Source organism: Vagococcus acidifermentans (assembly GCF_003987655.1).
In the GTDB taxonomy this organism is placed as follows: Bacteria; Bacillota; Bacilli; order Lactobacillales; family Vagococcaceae; genus Vagococcus_B; species Vagococcus_B acidifermentans.
In genome coordinates, this window is record NZ_NGKC01000021.1 from 14,765 (window position 1) to 34,791 (window position 20,027).

Consider the following 20,027-nt stretch of genomic DNA (forward strand, 5'->3'; position numbering starts at 1 on the left):
CTTGTATCAAAATTATGCAGTGTCAGTTTGATTGTTACTTCCGATTATCTTTAATTTTCACAACGACCCTAAATTGTCTTTCAGGATGGGATTCTTTATTAACAAATTGGATTCTGGATTCAAATAAATCACTATGACCAAAGTAAAGCAGCGTACTGAACAGACTGTTTTTATCCTTTGGAATATAGCCGAGCTTCTTATCACGGTAAAAGATAGCAACAGCCTCAGGATCGTAAGGATTATCCGGTTCCGCAACGAGACTGACCGGTTTGCCCAAAGTCAGCTCGTCAATGACATCCAAGCCGTCATAATATGCAAAACCTGCCACATGAAAATCGGCCAGATGCCCGCTTGGTTCAAACGTGTGATTTTTCAGTGATTCTACAAGCTTTTCTTTCTTCATTTTTTCCATAAAAATCCTCCTTGTTTTTAATAAAATCAGTAACCATTTATCAACTGTGCCATACTTTCGACCATCGTTTTTTCACAATCTATTTAGTCATCTTCTCCTGCACTCGGAACAGCGTCATTTCACGAATTAACTCATAAAGCATTGGTTTGTCGTAAGGAAACCGGACTATTCCCATAGACAATTTATAATTACTTAGTTTGTCAGCGAAAGCTTGAATTGCGCTTGGTGCAGGATGAAGCCCTAAATGCTGCGTCTCACCTGAAAAGTGAACAAGGTTGCCGTTCAACGTGAAAGTGGCAATTCCCAAGAGATTTTTTCTGTGACGGCAGGGGAGCACTCATGTATCAATGAATGGAGCTTTTCCATACGTAAGCGAACATCGCCGTCGTAACGGGCAATGTATGCATCTATAGTGGTATGGTCCGGCAGTTTTGCTTATCTTTCTTGGATTGTGACATGAATCGTATCACCAGGTTGTTTGCCGATTTTTGCACGGATATCTTTGCGGATACCGATGATATGGCAAGGCGTTTTCATCCTGACAAGCTGACCATCATAGGGTTCACCATCAAATGTGGCATGAACGGGCACACGGCCTTTTCCGAAAGTTTCCTTCACATCGAATGGAATTTCCACATAAGCCCCATCTTTATCAGGCACTTTCATAATTTTTGCATCAAATTCATATACGTCGCGCATTAGGGCGCCTCCTTTAGAGTGATTGTTTCATTTGATTGAGTTCAAGAAAATTATACCTCACTTGTTAGATTGAAATAAAGGGAAATGTATGCGACTATATTTTATTATCTGGTAGAAATAACAAACAACCTTGCAAATACTGCTTTTCTTTCATTCTTGATTTAAATCCATTAAAAATATTTTACATCCATCTACCCTCAAAATCCTGTTACCGGTAACAACTTGGGTATCCATCTTCATATATGGTATATATATACATGTGCACATGTGTCATTTTATTTAATAAAGGAGATGGTGTTGTTGAGGAAAAAAAGAGAACGTTTTTTCCTGTTGTCAATTGTATGCGGTTTAACGTTAGTATCATGTTTATTTTTTCTAGTTTCAGACAAAAAAGAGGCGATAGCTGAAGAAGGGATGACCACCAAAGTTGTTATTCATTATCGTCCTTCTGAAGATCGGAAAGGCGAAGACTCCTCTATTTGGGCTTGGCCGTTAAATGGCGGAGGCAATGAATATGACTTTGAAGGGGGGGATGCGTTTGGCAAGTATGCCGTTATCAACCTAGCGGGGCAGCATGACCAGGTGGGTTTTTTAGTGAAATCTGCTGAAAGTTGGAATTACCAGACTGCAGACCAGTTCATTGATACTGCATCAGGGCTGGCTCATGTTTGGTTGGACGAAGAGGAGCACTTGTCTTATGCGCCACCTGCGGAAGAGGTAGCACCTCAAACCAAAAAAATGACGGTAAATCTTCATTATTATCGCAGCGGCAATGATTACGAAGGCTGGAATGTCTGGCACTGGATTGACGGCAAAGACGGCCAGCAAGCAGAGTTTGCTGCTGAAGATTCATACGGAAAAACGGCAACCTTCGACTTGGAGGATGCTGAAGGTTTTTCCAAGTTAAATTTTATCATCAGAAAGGGCACTCCGGATAATGAGTGGCAAGAAAAAGATGGCGATTCCGATCGCTCAGTTTATGTAATAGAAGGACAAGATACGATGGACATTTGGGTAATGGAAAATGATGCACTGATTTATAATCATCCTGAATTTATTGTAAAAGATCAACGAATAAAAAAGGCAAGTATTGAAACCATGCAGGAGATTAACATTTCATTGGCAAAAAAAGAACGGCTGGCAGACATAACGCCGGAAGATATTGTTTTAACAAACGAGCATGGCACACTAGCAATAACAGAAGTGACTGCCGCTGAAGATGAGCTGGCGAATCAATTCACCGTCAAAACTGTTGAACCATTGGATTTACAAACAGCTTATGACATTCAAGTAAAAGAGTTGGCTCCTGTTTTGGTCGGCATTGGAGCTGTTGTCAGAACACCTGAATTTGATGAAGAATATTTCTACGATGGGACATTGGGACAAAATTACACGCCTGAAAAAACTGATTTTACGTTGTGGGCACCAACAGCAAAAACCGTTGAATTGGTGCTTTATGATGGTCAGGAAGAAAATAGTCCGGAAAAAGAGACAGTGCTTATGGATAAAGGAGAGAAAGGCACGTTTACAACCGTGTTAAATGGCGATCAGCACGGCACGGTTTATACGTATCGGTTAACATTTCCGGATGGCACTGTCAACGAATCGACAGACCCTTATGCAACGTCAGCAATTGTCAATGGCAACCGTTCCGTTGTGTTAAATCCTGACAGCACACGAATCCAGTCATTTGAACGCATGCCGGCATTCAGCTCGCCCGTGGATGCGATTATTTACGAGACACACATTCGTGATTTATCCATTGCTGCTGACAGCGGCATCCAACATAAAGGTAAGTTTCTTGGTGTCATTGAAGCAGGGACGAAAAATGAGCAAGGACAGCCGACCGGTTTGGACTATATCAAAAGTTTGGGTGTGACTCACGTGCAGTTTTTGCCAATGTATGATTACCAGACTGTAGATGAGAGTGCACCTGATGTCCCGCAGTACAACTGGGGCTATGATCCTAAAAATTACAATGTGCCGGAGGGTTCTTACAGTACAGATGGTGCGACACGTTTTCTTATAAGTGCTTAAGTCACGAAAAAGAAGGATTATTTAAAAAAATAATAACAACTGATTGTTTGACAGTTGGAAAGAAGTCGTCATGTTGACTGAAACAACTGCTCTAATACTCCTACATGCGAATCACTGTAGCAGCAGCGGTTGGTGTGAAGCTAGGTGAAGTCGGCAGAACGCTTCCTAAGTGATAAAGTTAACATCATACGGAAGAGGATATGTCGGGAGGCTAAAAACTGCTTATGGCGAGAATGTTCAATCTTGGACTGACGAACTTGCGAATGTACGGGTCTAAAGACGACGCGACCGAAAGGAAAGCGTGTTGCACACAAGCAACGAACATTACCGAAAAGTAAAAATCATCTGTATGAAATTCGGGATAAGGAACAATGACCTTATAAATGTTCAGGCCTAGAGCAAGCGCCTAACAGCAGATGCAAAAGCTAGAACAATCGGAACGTGGAAAGCGGAAACTACTTTGACAACGACTGCTATCGGAGTAGTGGATATAAGAGAGAATTCTCGAAATTCCTTGATTTCCGTGAGAGTAAGGGCACAGTACCGCTGAAACGTCTAACAAACGTTGAGGGATAGCCCTGAGACTTATTTTATAAATAAGTTGGAGCGCCGTATGCGGTGAAAGCTGCACGTACGGTGCGGTGTGGGGGAAAACTTGGCGAATAACTCTGCAACAATTTATTCAAAGAGTTACCTATCACAATCGACTAATCCTGAAACACGGATTATTGAAATGAAACAAATGGTCCAAGGACTGCATGATAATGGGCTGCGAGTCATTATGGATGTGGTTTACAATCACGTTTTTGAAGCAAGCAGCCATGCGTTCAACCAGACAGTCCCTGGCTATTATTTCAGATATGATGAAAACGGCAATCTGGCCAATGGCACAGGTGTCGGAAACGATACTGCTTCCGAGCGGAAAATGATGAGCAAGTATATTGTCGACAGTGTCAAATATTGGGCTGAAACGTATCATCTTGATGGCTTCAGATTCGATTTAATGGGTATTTTGGATGTGGATACGATGAATGCCGTCCGGGCAGAAATGAATAAAATCGACCCTTCTATTATCATTCTTGGAGAAGGATGGGATATGGGCACACCTCTAGCTTCTGAGAAAAAAGCAACTCAGAAAAATGCGGCACAGATGCCGGCTATCGCCCACTTTAATGACTCACTCAGAGATGGCGTAAAAGGCAGTGTCTTTGAAGAAACAGCTCCCGGCTTCATTAACGGCAAAGACGATATGGAAAAAATTGTGGCGCAAAATATCACGGGGGCAAATGGGTTGGAAGGTTACATCGCTCCTGACCAAGTGATACAGTATGTGGAAGCCCATGACAATCTGACCTTGTTTGATAAACTGAGTTTTACCAATCCCGAGGATACTGACGAACAGCGGTTGAAACGCCATATGCTGGGGACCAGTATACCGTTGTTATCCCAAGGTATTACTTTTATCCATGCCGGACAGGAATTTTTAAGAACAAAAGGCGGAGATGAAAACAGCTACAAATCTCCAGACAGCGTCAACCAGTTTGACTGGAGCAGACCTGAAACATACAAAGAGTCAGTAAACTTCTTTAAGAAACTGGTTAAACTCCGAAAAGAAGAGCCGCTGTTTAGACTGCAAAGTTATGAAGAGATTGCTGAAAAAACCACCATCGAGCAATCAGAGGACAACGTCATTGTGTATCGATTAAAAGATGGTACAAACGAGTATGTTGTCATCTTAAATGCTAATGACACGAAAAAAGAGGTAACGTCGGCAGCATTGACTGATTTTGAGTTACTTTTGGACAACCGTTTGGAAAGCGAAAAGCAGGAAAAACTGGCTTCAAATGAAGTACTGCCGTTAAGTGTGTCTGTTTACAAAAAAGAGGCGTCCGAGCAAGAAAAGCCGGAAACAGCGGTGCAATACGATGTGGTATTTGACAGCAACGGTGGTTCGAAAGTACCGTCACAAAAAGTATCAGAAAATGAAAAAGCGGTAAAACCAGTCGATCCGACAAAAGACGGCTATGACTTTGCAGGCTGGTTTATGGAAAAGGAATTTACAAATGCCTTTGACTTTGATTCTCTGATAACAGAAAAGTTGACCTTATACGCAAAATGGGAGAAGCAACAAGAAAGTACTGCTTCCCAAGAAAAAACTGACAATACTAATCAAGCGGACGGTCAATCTCCTGACAAAGGCAAAGAAAAACCAGTTATCGGATTTCTCCCTAAAACGGGTGAACAGCATACTGCATATCTAATGATGGGCGGTATCGTGCTGGTTGCAGCTGTCTGCTTTATTATCTACACTAAGCGGAAAAAACATTGCTAATAAAAAACCGAAGAGGTTTGCACTTCTTCGGTTTTTTTTATTGACATACCAAGTCAATGTTCTTTTTGCTGGCGCATTTTCAATCTCAGCATCGCAATGGCCAGTTTGGCATCTTGTACAGTGACAGTATTTTCTGCTAACACGCCGGAATCCTCGCTGCCGCTTGTTTTATAAAAGGGCAGAACGTGTGACAGATAAGCATTTTGAACAACAAAATCCTCTGCCTCGCAAGCGCTCATAGCAACAAACGGAATTCCTTTCTTGCCAACTTGTTCAATCAGGTTGGCATAATCAATATGGTTATTGCCAAAACCGTTACAAGATAAAATGGCCCCGTCAACTCCCATGGCAGCAAGCGTTTGAGCGGTCCGATCACTTGCCAGCATTTTGGTCGGTGTGTCGTCCGCACTGCCCATGATAATGACAGCGGCTAAATCCATTTCCGGGTCATCTTTCAGTAAATCGGCGAACGGGTCACGGTAGTGGTGCAGCGTCGTCTCCTTTAAACTTGTTCCCAGTCCCAATGCGATTCCTCCTTTTTAAAATAACAAACTCAACAAGCTAATCCAGCGCCCGCACGATACCGTCACGGTATTCATTCGGTGTCAAAACAACAGGCATACAGCCCATGTCGATAATCGACTTACCTCCCGCAAAGGCACCAGGTTCATTGGCAAATAAGCGCGTGTCATAAACAGCTCCTTGTCCGGAGACTTCTTTGACCAGGACGACTTGTTTCGCATCAGAGCACTGATGACCTGGGAAAACATGTTTTTCAGAATAAGCAGACGGATTAAAATAACGCAGCTGCTCACGGAAAATGTCACAAAATTCATCACAAGCCTGATGTGCCGCATCTGGTCCGGCACGCGAGACCCAGGCATCTGCCTGCAACACCACATCAAACGCAATCAAATAGTCCGATTCAAGAGGCGTCCCCGGTTTGCCCCAAGATATCGTGTCGGCAAGGATGCCGTCACTGCCGCCGCCATTACATACTTGGCGGCCATTCGTATCGACACCCGTCAGCAAAACATAGACGCCGGTCATCGTATTGGTGATGCCCTGACCGATTCTTCCCAGTGCTTTGACCGACAGCGGAATAACGTCCATGATCGTATTTGTATACTGCTGATGTTCATCAGGGGCGATAACCCGTAACGAAATGGCGTGAATCAACGGGTGTTGAAGTACTTCTGTATCGAGCTTAACGGTCATTTTGCCATCTTCTGACACCTTATTCGTTGCGCCGTAAGTCACCTCATGGATATGATAACTTCGGATAATCAGCTGCTCATCTTCCTTCATGACAATTCACCTCACTTTATCCACTCATTTACATTAAGTATAGCACACAGCAAGCCAGACCAAGCGGCAGATTAAACTAGCTTTTCTTACAGTAGATGTGGCCTTTAAACAAAAAAATTAAAAAATAATGAGAAATAGTGTTGACTTTTCTCATCAACTCGTGTAATATTCCTACCAATAAGAAATGACAAAACAGGAGAGAAGTACGATGTCCTTGATTGCCCAGAGAGCTGATGGGGGTGTGAATCAGCAAATCAGATATCGGAAATGGACTCTTGTGTCGAAAGATTGAATGCAGTAGGTCTTTCCGGGAACTCCCGATAGCGAGGAAGGTTGTTGTTGGACAATTGATAGAGGTGATGTATCTTATTTTTTGATGCATCAATTGAGGTGGCACCGTGAATTTTTCGCCCTCAGACAGATTATGTATCTGTTTGGGGGCTTTTTTTATTGAAGAGGGGAGAGGTTAAGATGCGAATTATCAAACAAATGAATGGGGATTGCATCACGCCGGTTTCAGCGTTTTTACGTATCCGGGGGAAGAACAAATGTTTATTGGAAAGTGTGCCAAAAGAAGAGGCTTCGAACAGCTGCTCACTGATTGCTTTTGACCCGGTTGCCGAATTGCGCTACCATAACGGATTATTCTCAGTCAGTTACCGGCAAACTGGCGAGTGCCGCACCTATCCTTGCAGTGATCCGCTGAAAGAGGTGGAAACATACGTCCTCAAAAACAGTTACCCGGAAGAAAAAATACTATTTCAAGGAGGAGCGATTGGCTACGTCGGATATGATGTGGCTGCCTGCTACGAAGAAATCGGACAAGTGCCGCACGATGAGTTACAGATTCCGGACATGATCTTTTTTCTTTACGAAACATATATAGTCTTTGACCATAAGACAAATAACCTGACAATCGTCAGCGAGAACACCTACAGTGACCGTCCAGATTCTGAATTGCAGCATTCGGCAGATGTGATTATGGAACAGTTGAACAGCCCTGAGACAGCTGAATCACAAACAATAGAACAGGAACAGTTGGCATTCACGAGTAACTTTTCTCAAGAAGAATACGAAAACATCGTCGCGCAAGCCAAAAAGCTGATTACAGCAGGAGATTTATTTCAAGTTGTACCGTCTCAGCGCTTAAAAGCCCGCTTCACACAAAATCCGTTTGATTATTACCGGAAGCTGCGGTCTGCCAATCCGTCAACGTATCTCTATTATTTGGACCTCGCAGAAGGATTTCAAATAATCGGCAGTTCGCCAGAAAGCCTAGTACGTGTCAGCGGATATACAGTCACAACTAATCCGATTGCCGGAACCAGGAAACGGGGACAGACAGAAAACGAAGATGCACAATTGGCAGCCGAGTTACTACATGACGAAAAAGAACGTGCTGAACATTTGATGCTGATAGATTTGGGAAGAAATGACATCGCCAAAATTGCAGAATCCGGCAGTGTGACGGTGCCAGTTTATATGACCATTGAAAAATTCCGCTATGTGATGCACATCGTTTCCGTGGTTGAAGGCAGGCGCCGGACCGGAGTGACTGCAATGGATGCGCTGAAAGCCACATTGCCCGCAGGAACGGTCAGCGGCGCCCCCAAAATCCGAGCGATGACCCGGATTTACCAGTGGGAACCTGTGAAACGCGGCATATATGCCGGTGCCGTCGGTTATTTATCACAAAATGATCAGGCTGATTTTGCCATAGCAATCAGGACAATGGTTGTCAAAGATCGCTACGCTTACGTGCAAGCAGGGGGCGGTGTTGTCTACGATTCCAATCCAACAGCCGAATACCTTGAAACAATGCAAAAAGCCCGCACATTACTGGAGGTGGACCTACATGATTTTAATAATTGATAACTATGATTCCTTTACGTACAATCTCGCGCAGCAGTTCAGTAAAGTATCTGTCACGGTTTTGCGCAACGATGATCCAGCTATTGAAGATGCCGCAAAGTGCGCAGAAGCACTCGTTTTATCTCCCGGTCCCGGCAGGCCAGAGGAAGCTGGCATGTTGCTGCCGCTCATCAATCAATACAAAGAAAGCAAACCAATCTTGGGGATTTGTCTCGGACATCAGGCGATTGGGCAGGTATTCGGGGCAACTGTCCGTTCTGCTCCGCACATTACGCATGGCAAGCAATCACAAATCAACTATAAACCTGCCGGTATTCTCGCTGATTTTAAAGGAAAGATGCGGGTTATGCGCTACCACTCGCTGATGATTGAAAAAACAACGATTCCCAAAGAGTTCGACATCCTTGCAGAAACAGCCGGCTGTGTCATGGCAATTCAGCACCGGACATTGCCGATTGTCGGTTTGCAATTTCATCCGGAGTCTATCGGGACAGAGCAGGGACAGTATTTCATTGATCAATTTTTAGCATTGGTTCAAAAAACAAAGGAGGGGACAGCTCATGCAGCAAATATATAACAGACTATACAACGGAAGCCATCTGGACTTTCAACAGATGACAGAATTTGCACAAAATATCGTTTCAGGCAATGTATCTGAAAGCCAACTCGGTGCGGCACTGGTCGCCATGAAATTCAACGGCGTATCAGCAGAGGAATTGGCTGCTCTGGCAGCAGTGATGCAACATCATGCCCTCCCTATAGCTTATAACACTTGTGATGCGATGGACAACTGCGGCACTGGCGGTGATTACTCGAATAGTTTCAATATTTCAACAGCCGCCGCATTCGTACTGGCAGCAGGCGGCATCACCATGGCTAAACACGGCAACCGGGGCATTTCCAGCCGTTCGGGAAGTGCGGACGTATTAGAATATCTGGGTGTTGACATCCGTGCATCAGCAGACAAAATCACCGCCTTGCTTGATCAGCTGGGCATCGCTTTTCTCTTTGCCCCGGCACTGCACCCAGTGATGCGGGCTGTGATGAAAATCCGGAAAGAACTGGCGACGCCAACTGTATTTAATTTGCTCGGTCCGCTCATTAATCCTGTTCCTTTAAAAACACAGCTGATGGGAACTTACGCCAAAGATAGTATGGTCGAGACAGCCGGGGCACTAGGAAAACTTGGGCGAAAGCGCGCTCTGGTGATTCACGGTCATAATGGCATGGATGAAGCTAATTTAGCCGGTAACACAACTTGCGCACTTTTTACTCAGGGAAAGGTGGAAAAATTCACTGTCGACCCTGCCTTCTACGGTTTTGAACGGGCACCGATCGAGGCGATTACCGGCGGCGATGCCAGACACAATGCGGCGATTCTGCTGGATGTACTGGCAAACAAGCCGTCCGTTTATCTGGATACCGTTATATTGAACGCCGGTCTGGGATTTTTCGCCAACGGCAAAACAAAAGATATTTCAGCAGGTATAGAACTTGCCCGGATGTGTGTCGCTTCTGGCGCAGCGTATGACAAGTTGTTTGCCCTGATTCAATATAACTAACTTAACAAGGAGGAACCACAATGGATTTTTTACAGACCATACTTGAAGCTAAACTAAAAGAAGTGGCAGACATGCCGGAAACAGCCGTCACCCGGCAAGAAGATCGGCCGTCTCTTTACCATTTAATCAGAGAAAATCCGGAACACATTCATTTGATTGCTGAAATCAAGCGGGCATCGCCGTCAAAAGGTATCATCAATCAGGAAGTGGATATATTAAAACAAGCTCGGGACTATCAAGAGGCGGGCGTCAGCGCAATTTCAGTTTTGACAAGCGAGACTTATTTTAACGGCTCATTCACTGATCTCAACCGCATCAGCCAGGTTGTTGACTTGCCGATTTTGTGCAAGGATTTTATCATCGATGAAAAACAGCTGATTCGCGCGTACAATGCCGGCGCAAGCATCGTTTTACTGATTGTTGCAGCATTGACTGTTCAAAAACTGAAAGAACTCTATGATAAAGCGCGAAAGTTGGGACTGGAAGTGCTGGTTGAAGTTCATAATGAAAAGGAACTGGCTGCCGCAGAAGCACTGGGAGCAAAGCTCATCGGTGTCAACAACCGTGATTTGAAAACCTTTGATGTGACCTTAGAAACGAGTGTGGCGCTCGCACCACATCAATCTGAGACAGTCTACATCAGCGAATCAGGGTTCAGGACCGCACAGGATGTCAGGAAAATCAGCTCAAATTTTCAAGCCATCTTAGTCGGAGAAAACTTGATGAAAGCGACAAACGTCACCAAAAAAGCGTTGGAACTGCAGGTAACACGTAATGACTAAAGTAAAAATTTGCGGATTGACCGATGAGCGAACCGTTGATGGCGCTGTCGCTGCCGGTGTGGACTATATTGGCTTTGTCTTTGCCGAAAGCAGACGCCGAATCACTGCTGAACACGCAGCAACGATTTCAAAACATGTGCCTAAAACGGTCAAAAAAGTCGGAGTGTTTGTGTCTCCTTCTAAAAAAGTACTTTTGGAAACAATTGACACTGTCCCACTTGATCTGATTCAGGTTCATGGTACGTTTCAACGGACGGACATACCGGGATATTGTTCGTTGATTCAAGCAATCAACGGCGCTCAGACTGGCCTGGTCTCACGCATCAAGAAAAGCTGCGGCGACTATTTGCTGCTTGATGCGCCGGCAGGAAATCAACCTTATGCAGGCGGGAACGGAAAAACATTTGACTGGTCTGTGACAACAGAACAGCAGCACCAACTAAGCCGCAGAAAATTCTTTGTTGCCGGTGGACTGGATGAAACAAATGTCGCGCGTGCTATCCGAATATTCAAACCTTATGGTGTTGATGTATCTAGCGGAGTTGAAACAGACGGCAAAAAGGATATCAAGAAAATACAGCGATTTATACAACGCGTCAAGGAGGAAAAAAATGTATAATCAACCAGATAAAAAAAGGCTTTTATGGTCAGTTTGGAGGACAGTTTGTCCCGGAAACACTGATGTTTGCCATTAAAGAACTACAGGACGTTTACGGTAAAACTAAGACAGATGCCGACTTTCAAAAAGAACTCGACTACTATCTCAAAGAATATGTAGGAAGAGAGACCCCTCTGTACTATGCCGAGCAGCTGACAAAACAGCTGGGCGGGGCAAAAATTTACTTAAAAAGAGAAGATTTAAATCATACCGGAGCACACAAAATCAACAATGCCCTGGGACAAATTCTACTCGCACGAAAAATGGGTAAAAAGAAAGTTGTCGCCGAGACCGGTGCTGGTCAGCATGGTGTTGCTACAGCCACAGCTGCCGCGCTTTTCGGCATGGAATGCACAATTTTTATGGGTGCTGTCGATGTCGAACGGCAAGCTCTGAATGTTTTCAGGATGGAGCTGTTGGGGGCAACAGTCGAACGTGTCACATCAGGTAACCAGACACTGAAAGATGCTGTCAATGAAGCCTTACGCCACTGGGTCGCAACCGTCGAAGATACCCATTATGTCATGGGGTCTGTATTGGGACCGCATCCGTTTCCTGAAATTGTCCGCGATTACCAAAGTGTGATAGGTGAAGAGACGCGCAGACAAATACTCCAGATAGAAGGGAGACTGCCTGATATTGCGCTGGCATGTGTCGGCGGAGGCAGCAATGCCATGGGGCTGTTTTATCCGTTCGTCAATGATACATCCGTCCGTTTAATTGGAGTCGAAGCAGCCGGGCTCGGAGTAGAGACAAACGCACATGCGGCAACAATCACGAAAGGAGAGGTCGGTATCCTTCACGGGGCACGTATGCATTTGCTGCAAACCGAAGACGGACAAGTTGTTGAACCATACTCCATTTCCGCCGGTCTGGACTATCCGGGAGTCGGCCCCGAACATTCCTATTTATTAAGTACTAACCGGACTGAATACTATGCAGTCACTGACGAGGAGGCCCTTTCTGCTTTTTCATTGCTGTCACGGACAGAGGGGATTATCCCGGCTTTAGAAAGTTCACACGCCATTGCCCAAGCTGTCAAATTGGCGCCCACGCTAGCAGCTGACCAGTTGATGGTCATTTGTCTGTCAGGCAGAGGAGACAAAGACGTTCAGCAAATAAAAGAGAGAATGGAGGGAACCCGGCATGCAAACTAAAACACTGACTCCTTATTTACAGCAATACTTAAAAGACAAAGGAAAACTTTTTATCCCGTACATCATGGCCGGTGCAAACGGTCTGGAAAGATTGCCCCAAGAGATTGAAGAACTCGCGAAAAGCGGCGCGTGTGCCATCGAATTAGGTATCCCGTTTTCAGACCCTGTAGCAGACGGTCCGGTCATTCAACAGGCCGGACTGGATGCTTTATGTCAAGGTGTTACATTGAAAAAAATCATCCGCTTACTGCAAACTATGTCAAGCGATATTCCGCTCATCCTGATGGGTTACGCCAATTCTTTTTTTCATTACGGCTTGGAACAGCTGACAGACGACTTGCGGACCACAGCAGTCAAGGGACTGATTATCCCAGACTTGCCTTATGAACATCAGGAACTCGTGGCACCATTTCTTGCATCTTCTGATTTATCCTTGATTCAATTGGTCACCCTCACCAGTTCGCGTGAACGAATTGCACAATTGACAACAGCCGGAGAAGGCTTTGTCTATGCAGTAACGGTCAATGGTACCACAGGACTTGGGAAAACATACAGTACCTCTTTAAACAAGCATCTTGCTGCCATAAAAGAAATCAGTCCAATTCCAGTATTAGCCGGATTCGGTATTTCTTCAACAGAAGATGTTCACCGGTTTACATCCGTTTGCGACGGCGTCATCGTTGGCTCGAAAATCGTGTCACTGCTTTCCTCAGAAGGCACCCAGGCCGCCGGTCAATTTATCAAACAAGCCACGGAATCACTTTAAAAAAGAACAGGGCATCCTCTCAGTGAATGCGAACCTGTTCCCTTGATAAAGCACTATTTTCAACATTATTGGAAAAAATCTTACGGAGATGGTTCCCGCAAGATTTTTTCCATTTTTTTCCCCTTTGCCAGTTCATCAATCAGTTTATCAAGATAGCGGATTTCCTGCATCAACGGCTCTTTAATATCTTCCACACGTACACCGCACACCACACCTTTGATTTCTTTTCGAGCCGGATTAAGTTCCGGCGCCTCCTGAAAGAAGTGTGCCAGATCCACTTTCTTTACCAATTGAGCATTCAAAGAGTCAGCATCATAGCCGGTCAGCCAAAATATGATGCCGTCCACTTCCTCTTTGGACCGGTTTTTCTTTTCCGCTTTTTTAAGATAGAGAGGGTACACACTGGCAAAACTCATCTGGTAAACCCGCTGATTTTTCATATAAAGACCTCCAAATGGATTGTTTTTTCTGTAAAACGACTTAATGTTATCATGACGTGATCTTGCAATTAAGTCAAGAAAAGAGAGAGGACAAAAGCCATTTGACAGTAAATTCCAGAAGAAATACAATACTAATATGGAGGAGAGCGATGGATAAACATACTATCGAGTCACTGGCCAACCAAACCATTAAAACTTTCAGCCCAATAACTGATAGCAGATTGGAAAAAACATACAATGTGTTCCTTTTAGTGACAACTGAAAATAAAAAATTTATATTAAAAAAAATAACCCGGAATGAATATTCACTCAATCGCATACTGCAAAAACACAATCAGTTCCGCATTATGCCTGCAATCCGACAAACAGCAAAAGATTCGGAAGGCAACTGGTGGATGACGACTGATTACGTTGCCGGGGACAACTTATCCATTCTGAATCCGGCAGCTGCCGAACTGCTGGGAGAAGCGTTGGCGGAATTAGTCAGTTATTTTTGGAGCAATCCGCAGCCGTTAAAAAATATTTCCCCAAGTATTGATGACCAAATCGCCGCTAAAGAACGGTTTCTTTGTAAAATAGAAAAGAATACAGTGATGCATGAGGCATATCTGACATATATCCAACGCTTTGTGGATAGCCCTAAAAGTTTATGCCACGATGACCTGCTGCCGATAAATGTCCTGTATGACAATAAGCACAATAACGTAAAAATAATCGATTGGGAGCATGGCAGACTCAGCAGTTACATTTCTGATACAGCACGTTTCGCCACATTTTACAATAAAGACCGAGACAAATTCAAACGCGGCCTAACTTTTTTAGATGACGAAAACAGCGCTTCGCTATTTTTGACTGCATTTTATACAGCGCTCACTGCAGAGTTAAAAGCATTCATAAGCAAAGAACAGTTTCTATATGACTATCATTTGGAATCATACAATCAATTACTGTTGAACATCAGCCATCTCAAAGAAATAACCCCTGAGGCTATCACAAACGATTGGGAACATTATTTTTATGAAGAGGCCTATCAAAAAGCTCATTTTTTAAATGTGACCTACTAAATATAAGGAGAACAGCCCATGATAATTTGGATTAAACGAGATCATTTTTATATGACCCTGAAGAAATTGGCGATTTTTTCCGGCACAATCTGCCAAAATCAATCCAGAAAAATGACTTCCTGGACTATCCCGAATGGTGTCAATGGAATGTGCAGATATTAGAAAAACTGCATCATGAGTATGACGGGATATCACTTCTCCCATGACACTTTATAAAAAAGATGCATTTGACCGCATCATCGGAGAACTAAGAAGAAGGAATATCCCCATTCAACATATTCAACTTGAACAACAAAATGATGAAATATCCAGTTTGAAAGGAGAAATTTAGTATGTGCAAGAATGAGAAAGAATACATTGTAGCTGCTCAGAGCGGCATCACCCTCAAAGCAAACAAAGGGGATTTAATTGAGATAGTAGATTTATATGGTGAGCAAGTAGTTGATTTTTTCGCGGTAAACCAAGTATCTCCCACAGAATACTTGTCTCCCGGCGTGACCATCGACTGCAACGAAAGCTTGAAGGTTACCACATTTTGCGGAAAGTGAAGCCGTATTGAACATTGCACGTATTGGTTACGAACCATTAAAAAATAATTTGGTTAATAATAGGGAAAAATTAAATAAATCATTAGAAGCTTTATCAGTGTTAACTGGTGATACATCAAAAGCTATGATTAATATGAATATAGTGAATTACCTAAAAAGTAAATATAGTCGTGATTTTGTACCTGTTTGTAAACTTATTTATGACACTGAGTTTATAGAAGTACTATTGAAAAATGACATAAAAATCAATAAAAGTGAAAATTTAGTTCAAATCGAAAATTTCATTATAAATAGCATGGTTATAGAAAATAAAACATCTGTTGACATAGAGCCATATTTAGAAGATATATTATCATCTAAAAATGGTTCGATTAAAAGTTTTGATCAAGGAGAGATAATTTTCTATAATGTTAACGGAAAAATAATTATTGAAAAGGGAACAGGAAGTTATTCATTCGGTAGAATAAATGGTAGAATACATCAATTTTTAGAAAATGATAGTATCAGTATAAAAAACCATGAAAATGTTATTATTGTAGACTTAACTTGCAAGCCTTTCGATAGTAAATTTGCAAATATTTGTTGGTCTAAAAATATTAGTCAATATGAACTGGCTTTCAATTCTGTTGTAAGAAATGGAGCCATACCAATAGACTTACAAGATATATATGTAGGTATAGAAAATAATGAAATTTACTTTTTTTCTAAAACATTGAACAAAAGATTGCTTTTTAAAGTAACAAATTCATCTTCTCTATCAAAAAGGTTTCCCCAAATATATTTATTTTTACTGCGTGCTTCTTTAAGCGGATTACAAATCTCGTTGGATCCGCCAATATTAGAAGGCCTCAATGTTTCTTTTTTACCAGAAATTACATACGGAGATATTATTTTAAGACGTGCAGAATGGAAACTTGATGAAGTTTTTAAAAAAAATATGACTATTACAGGCGAAATAAAAAAAGCTTTTTTAGAATTTAAAGAAAGATGCCATTTACCTAACTTAATAGGACTGTCCCAAGGAGAAGCCCCGATTGTATATAATTTAGAAAATGAAATTCACTTAAATAATATTGAAAAAGTGATAAGAAGCCATTCGGGACAATTAGATAGAGTTAGTTTTATTGATGTTCAACATCAACTCGAGTGCCAAGAAGGTTTTAAGCAGTATGTTTATTCTTTTGAAAAAGAAAAAAATTCCCAAAATTTAAATGAAAGCAGTGTTTCTCTTTGTGATAACTTTGATTTTTTTGAAGAACAATGCAATAATTTTTACATTTACCCCAAAGAACAATATTACGAAATAGTTTTGGAGTTGATAATAAAAAAAATAACTGAAAATATGAATATTAATAAATGGTTCTATATCAACTATGCAGACGATTTTCCTCATATTAGGTTTCGCTTTGTTTCTAAAGAAGAGAAGCATTTGAACGAATTTGTAAAATTTTTAAATAATTTATTACAAAAAAAATATATTTATAATTATAAATTGCAACCTTTTTTTCCTGAAATTAGTAGATATAATCTGTTTAACAGGGGTCCAATAGTGTATAGTATATTTACTTACGACAGCCAGTTATCCAGCAAAATATTTATAGAAGAGAATACAAGTAACGTTTCAGATCATATATTGCTTTTATATTCGTTATTAAGAAAAATAGGTGTCGATGACGACAATATTTTAAAAATTTTTTCAAGGTATAAAGATAAATCCAGCAATCAATATCAAAAGATAAAAAAACAAATATGGGATCAATATAAAATTATGTCATCAATTACCGTAGATACAGATTTTAAATCAGCTATATTAGAAAAAAATAGTTTAAAGTTAAACGAAGATATTATTTTGAGTTTGGCCCATATGCACATGAATAGAGCTTCAGGGATTGATAGAAATTTTGAAGAAAAAGTATATTCTCTTTTATACAAATTTGTGAATTCGAAAAAATATATAGGAGGTTTCAATGAATAACAAGCTTGTAGAAGATCTTTTTTTTGAAAAAAAGATAACAGTTAATAAAAATGAACGACTTACTTTGGCAGGTGGATATAGTGGACTACTTGTAGCTTTAAAAAATTTGTCCTACACAATTAATACAGAAATGTATAATTCAATCAAAAAAAAATATATAGAACAAATAATCCTCTGTATCAATAATAGCTCTCATATATCCACGTCACTGTTTGGTGGCCTGCCGGGTATTAATGTAGGATTATTGTCTATAAATGATTCCGTAAATAGTCTTGGAGAATATATAAAAACAATTGATGAACTAATCATTGAAACAATTGAAAAAGAATTAAATGATTATAAATGGATACATAAAAGCAAAGGACTTACTTATGGAACGTATGATTTGCTTTCAGGACTTAGTGGGATTGCTCTCTATTTGAGTAAGACATATCAGTTAAGGGAAAGAAAAGTAACTGAGCAAGTTTTACTCGATATACTTGATATTTTCAGTGAATATTGCAAACCTACAGATAATAAAAGACCGTATCTATATTTAACTAAAAATAATTTAATAGGTAATATGAAAACATTTTTTCCAAATGGTGGAATCGTTCTCGGAATAGCTCATGGTATATCAGGAATTCTGTTAGCATTCGCAGAATTTAAAAATTTATTTCGTCTAACTGGAAAACAAAAAGAAACTATTGAATATCTAATTGGAATACTATTAACATCTATAAATAATGAAAATTTATTTCCACAGATAATTAGTGATGATCTGGCTAATCAAGACTGTAAAAATGGTTCTTGGTGTTACGGAAATATCGGAGTTACATTAGTATTATCATATTTTCCAGAATTTCTTCCAAGTAAGATCAATATCGAGAACATATCTCTAGATTTCTTAGAACTTGCAATGAGTACTACTACTATCAATAAAGATAGTAAAATTCTTTGCCACGGAACATCAGGTCTTTTATATTATTCTCTATACTCATATAAGAAGACAAATAATATTAAGTTTTATAACGCAGCTAACTATTTTTATAATGAAATTTCCGTGTATACTTTAGAAGAGTTCACAGACACACCTTTGGATATCGACAAAGGCCCGCAATTAAAAATAGGTTTATTGGATGGGGTAGCCGGTAGCTTATTGGCTTTAAATTCATTCGAAACAAACAGAAGATTTCAAAATGATTGGGTACTTGGGTATCTATAACCTGCATTCAAGGGTTTATAATGAGAAACTCTGGAAAGTTGATATCTCAGTATTTTTTAGTTTCATCCTTAATATTGTTAAAATTAATACAAAGATGTCTCGAATCTAAATAAATAATGGTAAACCAATAGTTAAGATATTTTTCGTAAGATTGATTAAATATTTGGAAAGGGAGAGTATTTGTTACAAGAACTGAAATAAATACCAAGTATAGAAAGATGCTAAATTATTTTAAAACGCTAGTCCTTATTAATAGAAAGGAACCTAAATTTAAGCTACTTTTTATTTTCATTATCTTCTTGACTTTTTTTAGCTTGATAACGGTCTTGAAAACCAAAGCTGACTTTTTATTTGAAGAAATCAGAAGTGAACGGCAAGCTGTGGAGACTATTTTGTCCAATTTTAAAAATATGGATCTTAACAGCGAAGAAGCTCAGTCAGATGCTATGTATTTGAATTTAGTACAGCAGCTGGATTTATTGGCAAGGCAGGAACAAGCCATTCTTTTTGAAAATCCACCACTTTTTAAAGAAAGTGCTTTAGAGTTAACCAAAGTAAGAAAAAAAGTCTATCAAATGCCGGACTATTCCAAATATCAGGACTACCTGCCGACCGAAAGTGAGAATTTTCTTGATGAAACCTTTTACCAAAAAGTCAATAATAACCATTTTAAAATTTATACGAAAGAAGACAACTTAGTCCTGGCACTTGCGCATTTGCTAGCCTTGCTATCCCTTTTATGGCTTCCCCTAGTAACTATTTTGTGTAGTGATATTTTGGTAGAAGAAACAAAGCACCAATCATTAACCCAAGGGTTTCCTTTTTCTGCTTTAGAAAAAATGCTGATGAAGATTGTCTTTTTAGCAACGACTTTCAGTTTTGTATTGTGTCTTGTTCCGTTCATTATGTTGATTTTGACTTTCTTCTATCCTTTAGGAAACCTTGATTATCCGCAGCCGGTGTATTTGTTTTCGTATCAAACCGTTTCTTTTTGGCAATATGGTTTATTGATTTTTGGTTATTTGTTATTAGTGCTGCTGTTTGTTTTGCTGACTAGTCTTTTAGTCAATTTTCTAACGAAAAACAGTCAAGTCCATAATCTTGTGTAAAATACTATACAATGTTTCACTAGTCTTTTAGTGTTCAAACTTAATATACTTTCTTGTAGAACTAAGCCATTCATCGTGGAAGTCCATCAGGACAGCCCCAAT

General features: G+C 40.7%; 20 protein-coding genes and 1 other annotated feature. Of the genes, 15 read left to right on the forward strand and 5 right to left on the reverse strand.

Going from position 1 to position 20,027, the window contains the following annotated elements; all coding sequences use genetic code 11:
* Positions 1-34 precede the first annotated feature (34 nt).
* Together CBF27_RS13145 and CBF27_RS13155 are read right to left on the reverse strand one after the other, a co-directional pair.
* Positions 35-412 carry an HIRAN domain-containing protein gene (locus CBF27_RS13145; RefSeq protein WP_425469930.1) on the reverse strand — a complete coding sequence of 126 codons (378 nt, stop codon included), beginning with the start codon at positions 410-412 and terminating at the stop codon, positions 35-37.
* A gap of 435 nt (positions 413-847) precedes the next feature.
* Positions 848-1,111, reverse strand: a complete 264-nt coding sequence (locus CBF27_RS13155; RefSeq protein ID WP_126815057.1) for a DUF1905 domain-containing protein — start codon at positions 1,109-1,111, stop codon at positions 848-850.
* A gap of 300 nt (positions 1,112-1,411) precedes the next feature.
* Between CBF27_RS13155 and CBF27_RS13160 the strand changes: the two genes are divergently transcribed.
* Positions 1,412-3,148: a pullulanase-associated domain-containing protein gene (locus tag CBF27_RS13160; RefSeq protein WP_170175122.1), complete on the forward strand. Its 1,737-nt coding sequence runs from the start codon at positions 1,412-1,414 to the stop codon at positions 3,146-3,148.
* Positions 3,149-3,803: 655 nt separating this feature from the next.
* Complete coding sequence (pulA, locus tag CBF27_RS13165) at positions 3,804-5,480, forward strand: type I pullulanase (protein WP_126815061.1); 1,677 nt, start codon at positions 3,804-3,806, stop codon at positions 5,478-5,480.
* Between the two features lie 53 nt (positions 5,481-5,533).
* Here pulA and CBF27_RS13170 read toward each other — a convergent pair whose 3' ends face one another.
* Entirely contained in the window at positions 5,534-6,004 is a 471-nt protein-coding gene (locus tag CBF27_RS13170) for a glycine/sarcosine/betaine reductase component B subunit (protein WP_126815063.1), read from the reverse strand.
* Positions 6,005-6,041: 37 nt separating this feature from the next.
* Positions 6,042-6,788: a proline reductase cluster protein PrdD gene (prdD, locus tag CBF27_RS13175; protein WP_126815065.1), complete on the reverse strand. Its 747-nt coding sequence runs from the start codon at positions 6,786-6,788 to the stop codon at positions 6,042-6,044.
* A 181-nt stretch (positions 6,789-6,969) separates the two neighbouring features.
* Positions 6,970-7,206 (forward strand) — a binding site (T-box leader).
* Between the two features lie 53 nt (positions 7,207-7,259).
* Between prdD and trpE the strand changes: the two genes are divergently transcribed.
* From trpE to trpA, 7 genes are all read left to right on the forward strand, one after another.
* Positions 7,260-8,660, forward strand: coding sequence for an anthranilate synthase component I (trpE, locus tag CBF27_RS13180; RefSeq protein ID WP_126815067.1), 1,401 nt, complete (start codon positions 7,260-7,262; stop codon positions 8,658-8,660).
* Positions 8,644-9,237: an anthranilate synthase component II gene (locus CBF27_RS13185; protein WP_126815069.1), complete on the forward strand. Its 594-nt coding sequence runs from the start codon at positions 8,644-8,646 to the stop codon at positions 9,235-9,237. Before trpE ends, CBF27_RS13185 begins: the two co-directional genes overlap by 17 nt.
* Complete coding sequence (gene trpD / locus CBF27_RS13190; protein ID WP_126815071.1) at positions 9,221-10,222, forward strand: anthranilate phosphoribosyltransferase; 1,002 nt, start codon at positions 9,221-9,223, stop codon at positions 10,220-10,222. Before CBF27_RS13185 ends, trpD begins: the two co-directional genes overlap by 17 nt.
* 20 nt (positions 10,223-10,242) lie before the next feature.
* Positions 10,243-11,004 carry an indole-3-glycerol phosphate synthase TrpC gene (gene trpC, locus CBF27_RS13195; protein ID WP_126815073.1) on the forward strand — a complete coding sequence of 254 codons (762 nt, stop codon included), beginning with the start codon at positions 10,243-10,245 and terminating at the stop codon, positions 11,002-11,004.
* Positions 10,997-11,623: a phosphoribosylanthranilate isomerase gene (locus tag CBF27_RS13200; RefSeq protein WP_126815075.1), complete on the forward strand. Its 627-nt coding sequence runs from the start codon at positions 10,997-10,999 to the stop codon at positions 11,621-11,623. Before trpC ends, CBF27_RS13200 begins: the two co-directional genes overlap by 8 nt.
* A gap of 62 nt (positions 11,624-11,685) precedes the next feature.
* Positions 11,686-12,819 (forward strand): tryptophan synthase subunit beta, encoded by a 1,134-nt coding sequence (gene trpB, locus CBF27_RS13205; protein ID WP_245986109.1) that lies wholly within the window; start codon positions 11,686-11,688, stop codon positions 12,817-12,819.
* Entirely contained in the window at positions 12,809-13,585 is a 777-nt protein-coding gene (gene trpA, locus CBF27_RS13210; protein WP_126815079.1) for a tryptophan synthase subunit alpha, read from the forward strand. The genes trpB and trpA overlap by 11 nt, the downstream gene beginning before the upstream one ends.
* 80 nt (positions 13,586-13,665) lie before the next feature.
* On the opposite strand, the gene CBF27_RS13215 is transcribed toward trpA, so the two are convergent.
* Entirely contained in the window at positions 13,666-14,025 is a 360-nt protein-coding gene (locus CBF27_RS13215) for a DUF2200 domain-containing protein (RefSeq protein WP_126815081.1), read from the reverse strand.
* Between the two features lie 149 nt (positions 14,026-14,174).
* Between CBF27_RS13215 and CBF27_RS13220 the strand changes: the two genes are divergently transcribed.
* From CBF27_RS13220 to CBF27_RS13240, 6 genes are all read left to right on the forward strand, one after another.
* A complete protein-coding gene (locus CBF27_RS13220; protein WP_126815083.1) occupies positions 14,175-15,089 on the forward strand; it encodes an aminoglycoside phosphotransferase family protein in 915 nt (304 codons plus the stop codon).
* A gap of 202 nt (positions 15,090-15,291) precedes the next feature.
* A complete protein-coding gene (locus tag CBF27_RS14510; RefSeq protein ID WP_281273706.1) occupies positions 15,292-15,420 on the forward strand; it encodes a hypothetical protein in 129 nt (42 codons plus the stop codon).
* A 1-nt stretch (position 15,421) separates the two neighbouring features.
* Positions 15,422-15,637 carry a DUF1989 domain-containing protein gene (locus tag CBF27_RS13225; protein WP_126815085.1) on the forward strand — a complete coding sequence of 72 codons (216 nt, stop codon included), beginning with the start codon at positions 15,422-15,424 and terminating at the stop codon, positions 15,635-15,637.
* A 7-nt stretch (positions 15,638-15,644) separates the two neighbouring features.
* Positions 15,645-17,612, forward strand: a complete 1,968-nt coding sequence (locus CBF27_RS13230) for a thiopeptide-type bacteriocin biosynthesis protein (RefSeq protein ID WP_126815087.1) — start codon at positions 15,645-15,647, stop codon at positions 17,610-17,612.
* Positions 17,605-18,816 carry a lanthionine synthetase LanC family protein gene (locus CBF27_RS13235; RefSeq protein WP_126815089.1) on the forward strand — a complete coding sequence of 404 codons (1,212 nt, stop codon included), beginning with the start codon at positions 17,605-17,607 and terminating at the stop codon, positions 18,814-18,816. The genes CBF27_RS13230 and CBF27_RS13235 overlap by 8 nt, the downstream gene beginning before the upstream one ends.
* A 218-nt stretch (positions 18,817-19,034) precedes the next feature.
* Positions 19,035-19,925, forward strand: a complete 891-nt coding sequence (locus CBF27_RS13240) for a hypothetical protein (RefSeq protein WP_170175123.1) — start codon at positions 19,035-19,037, stop codon at positions 19,923-19,925.
* Positions 19,926-20,027: the final 102 nt, after the last annotated feature.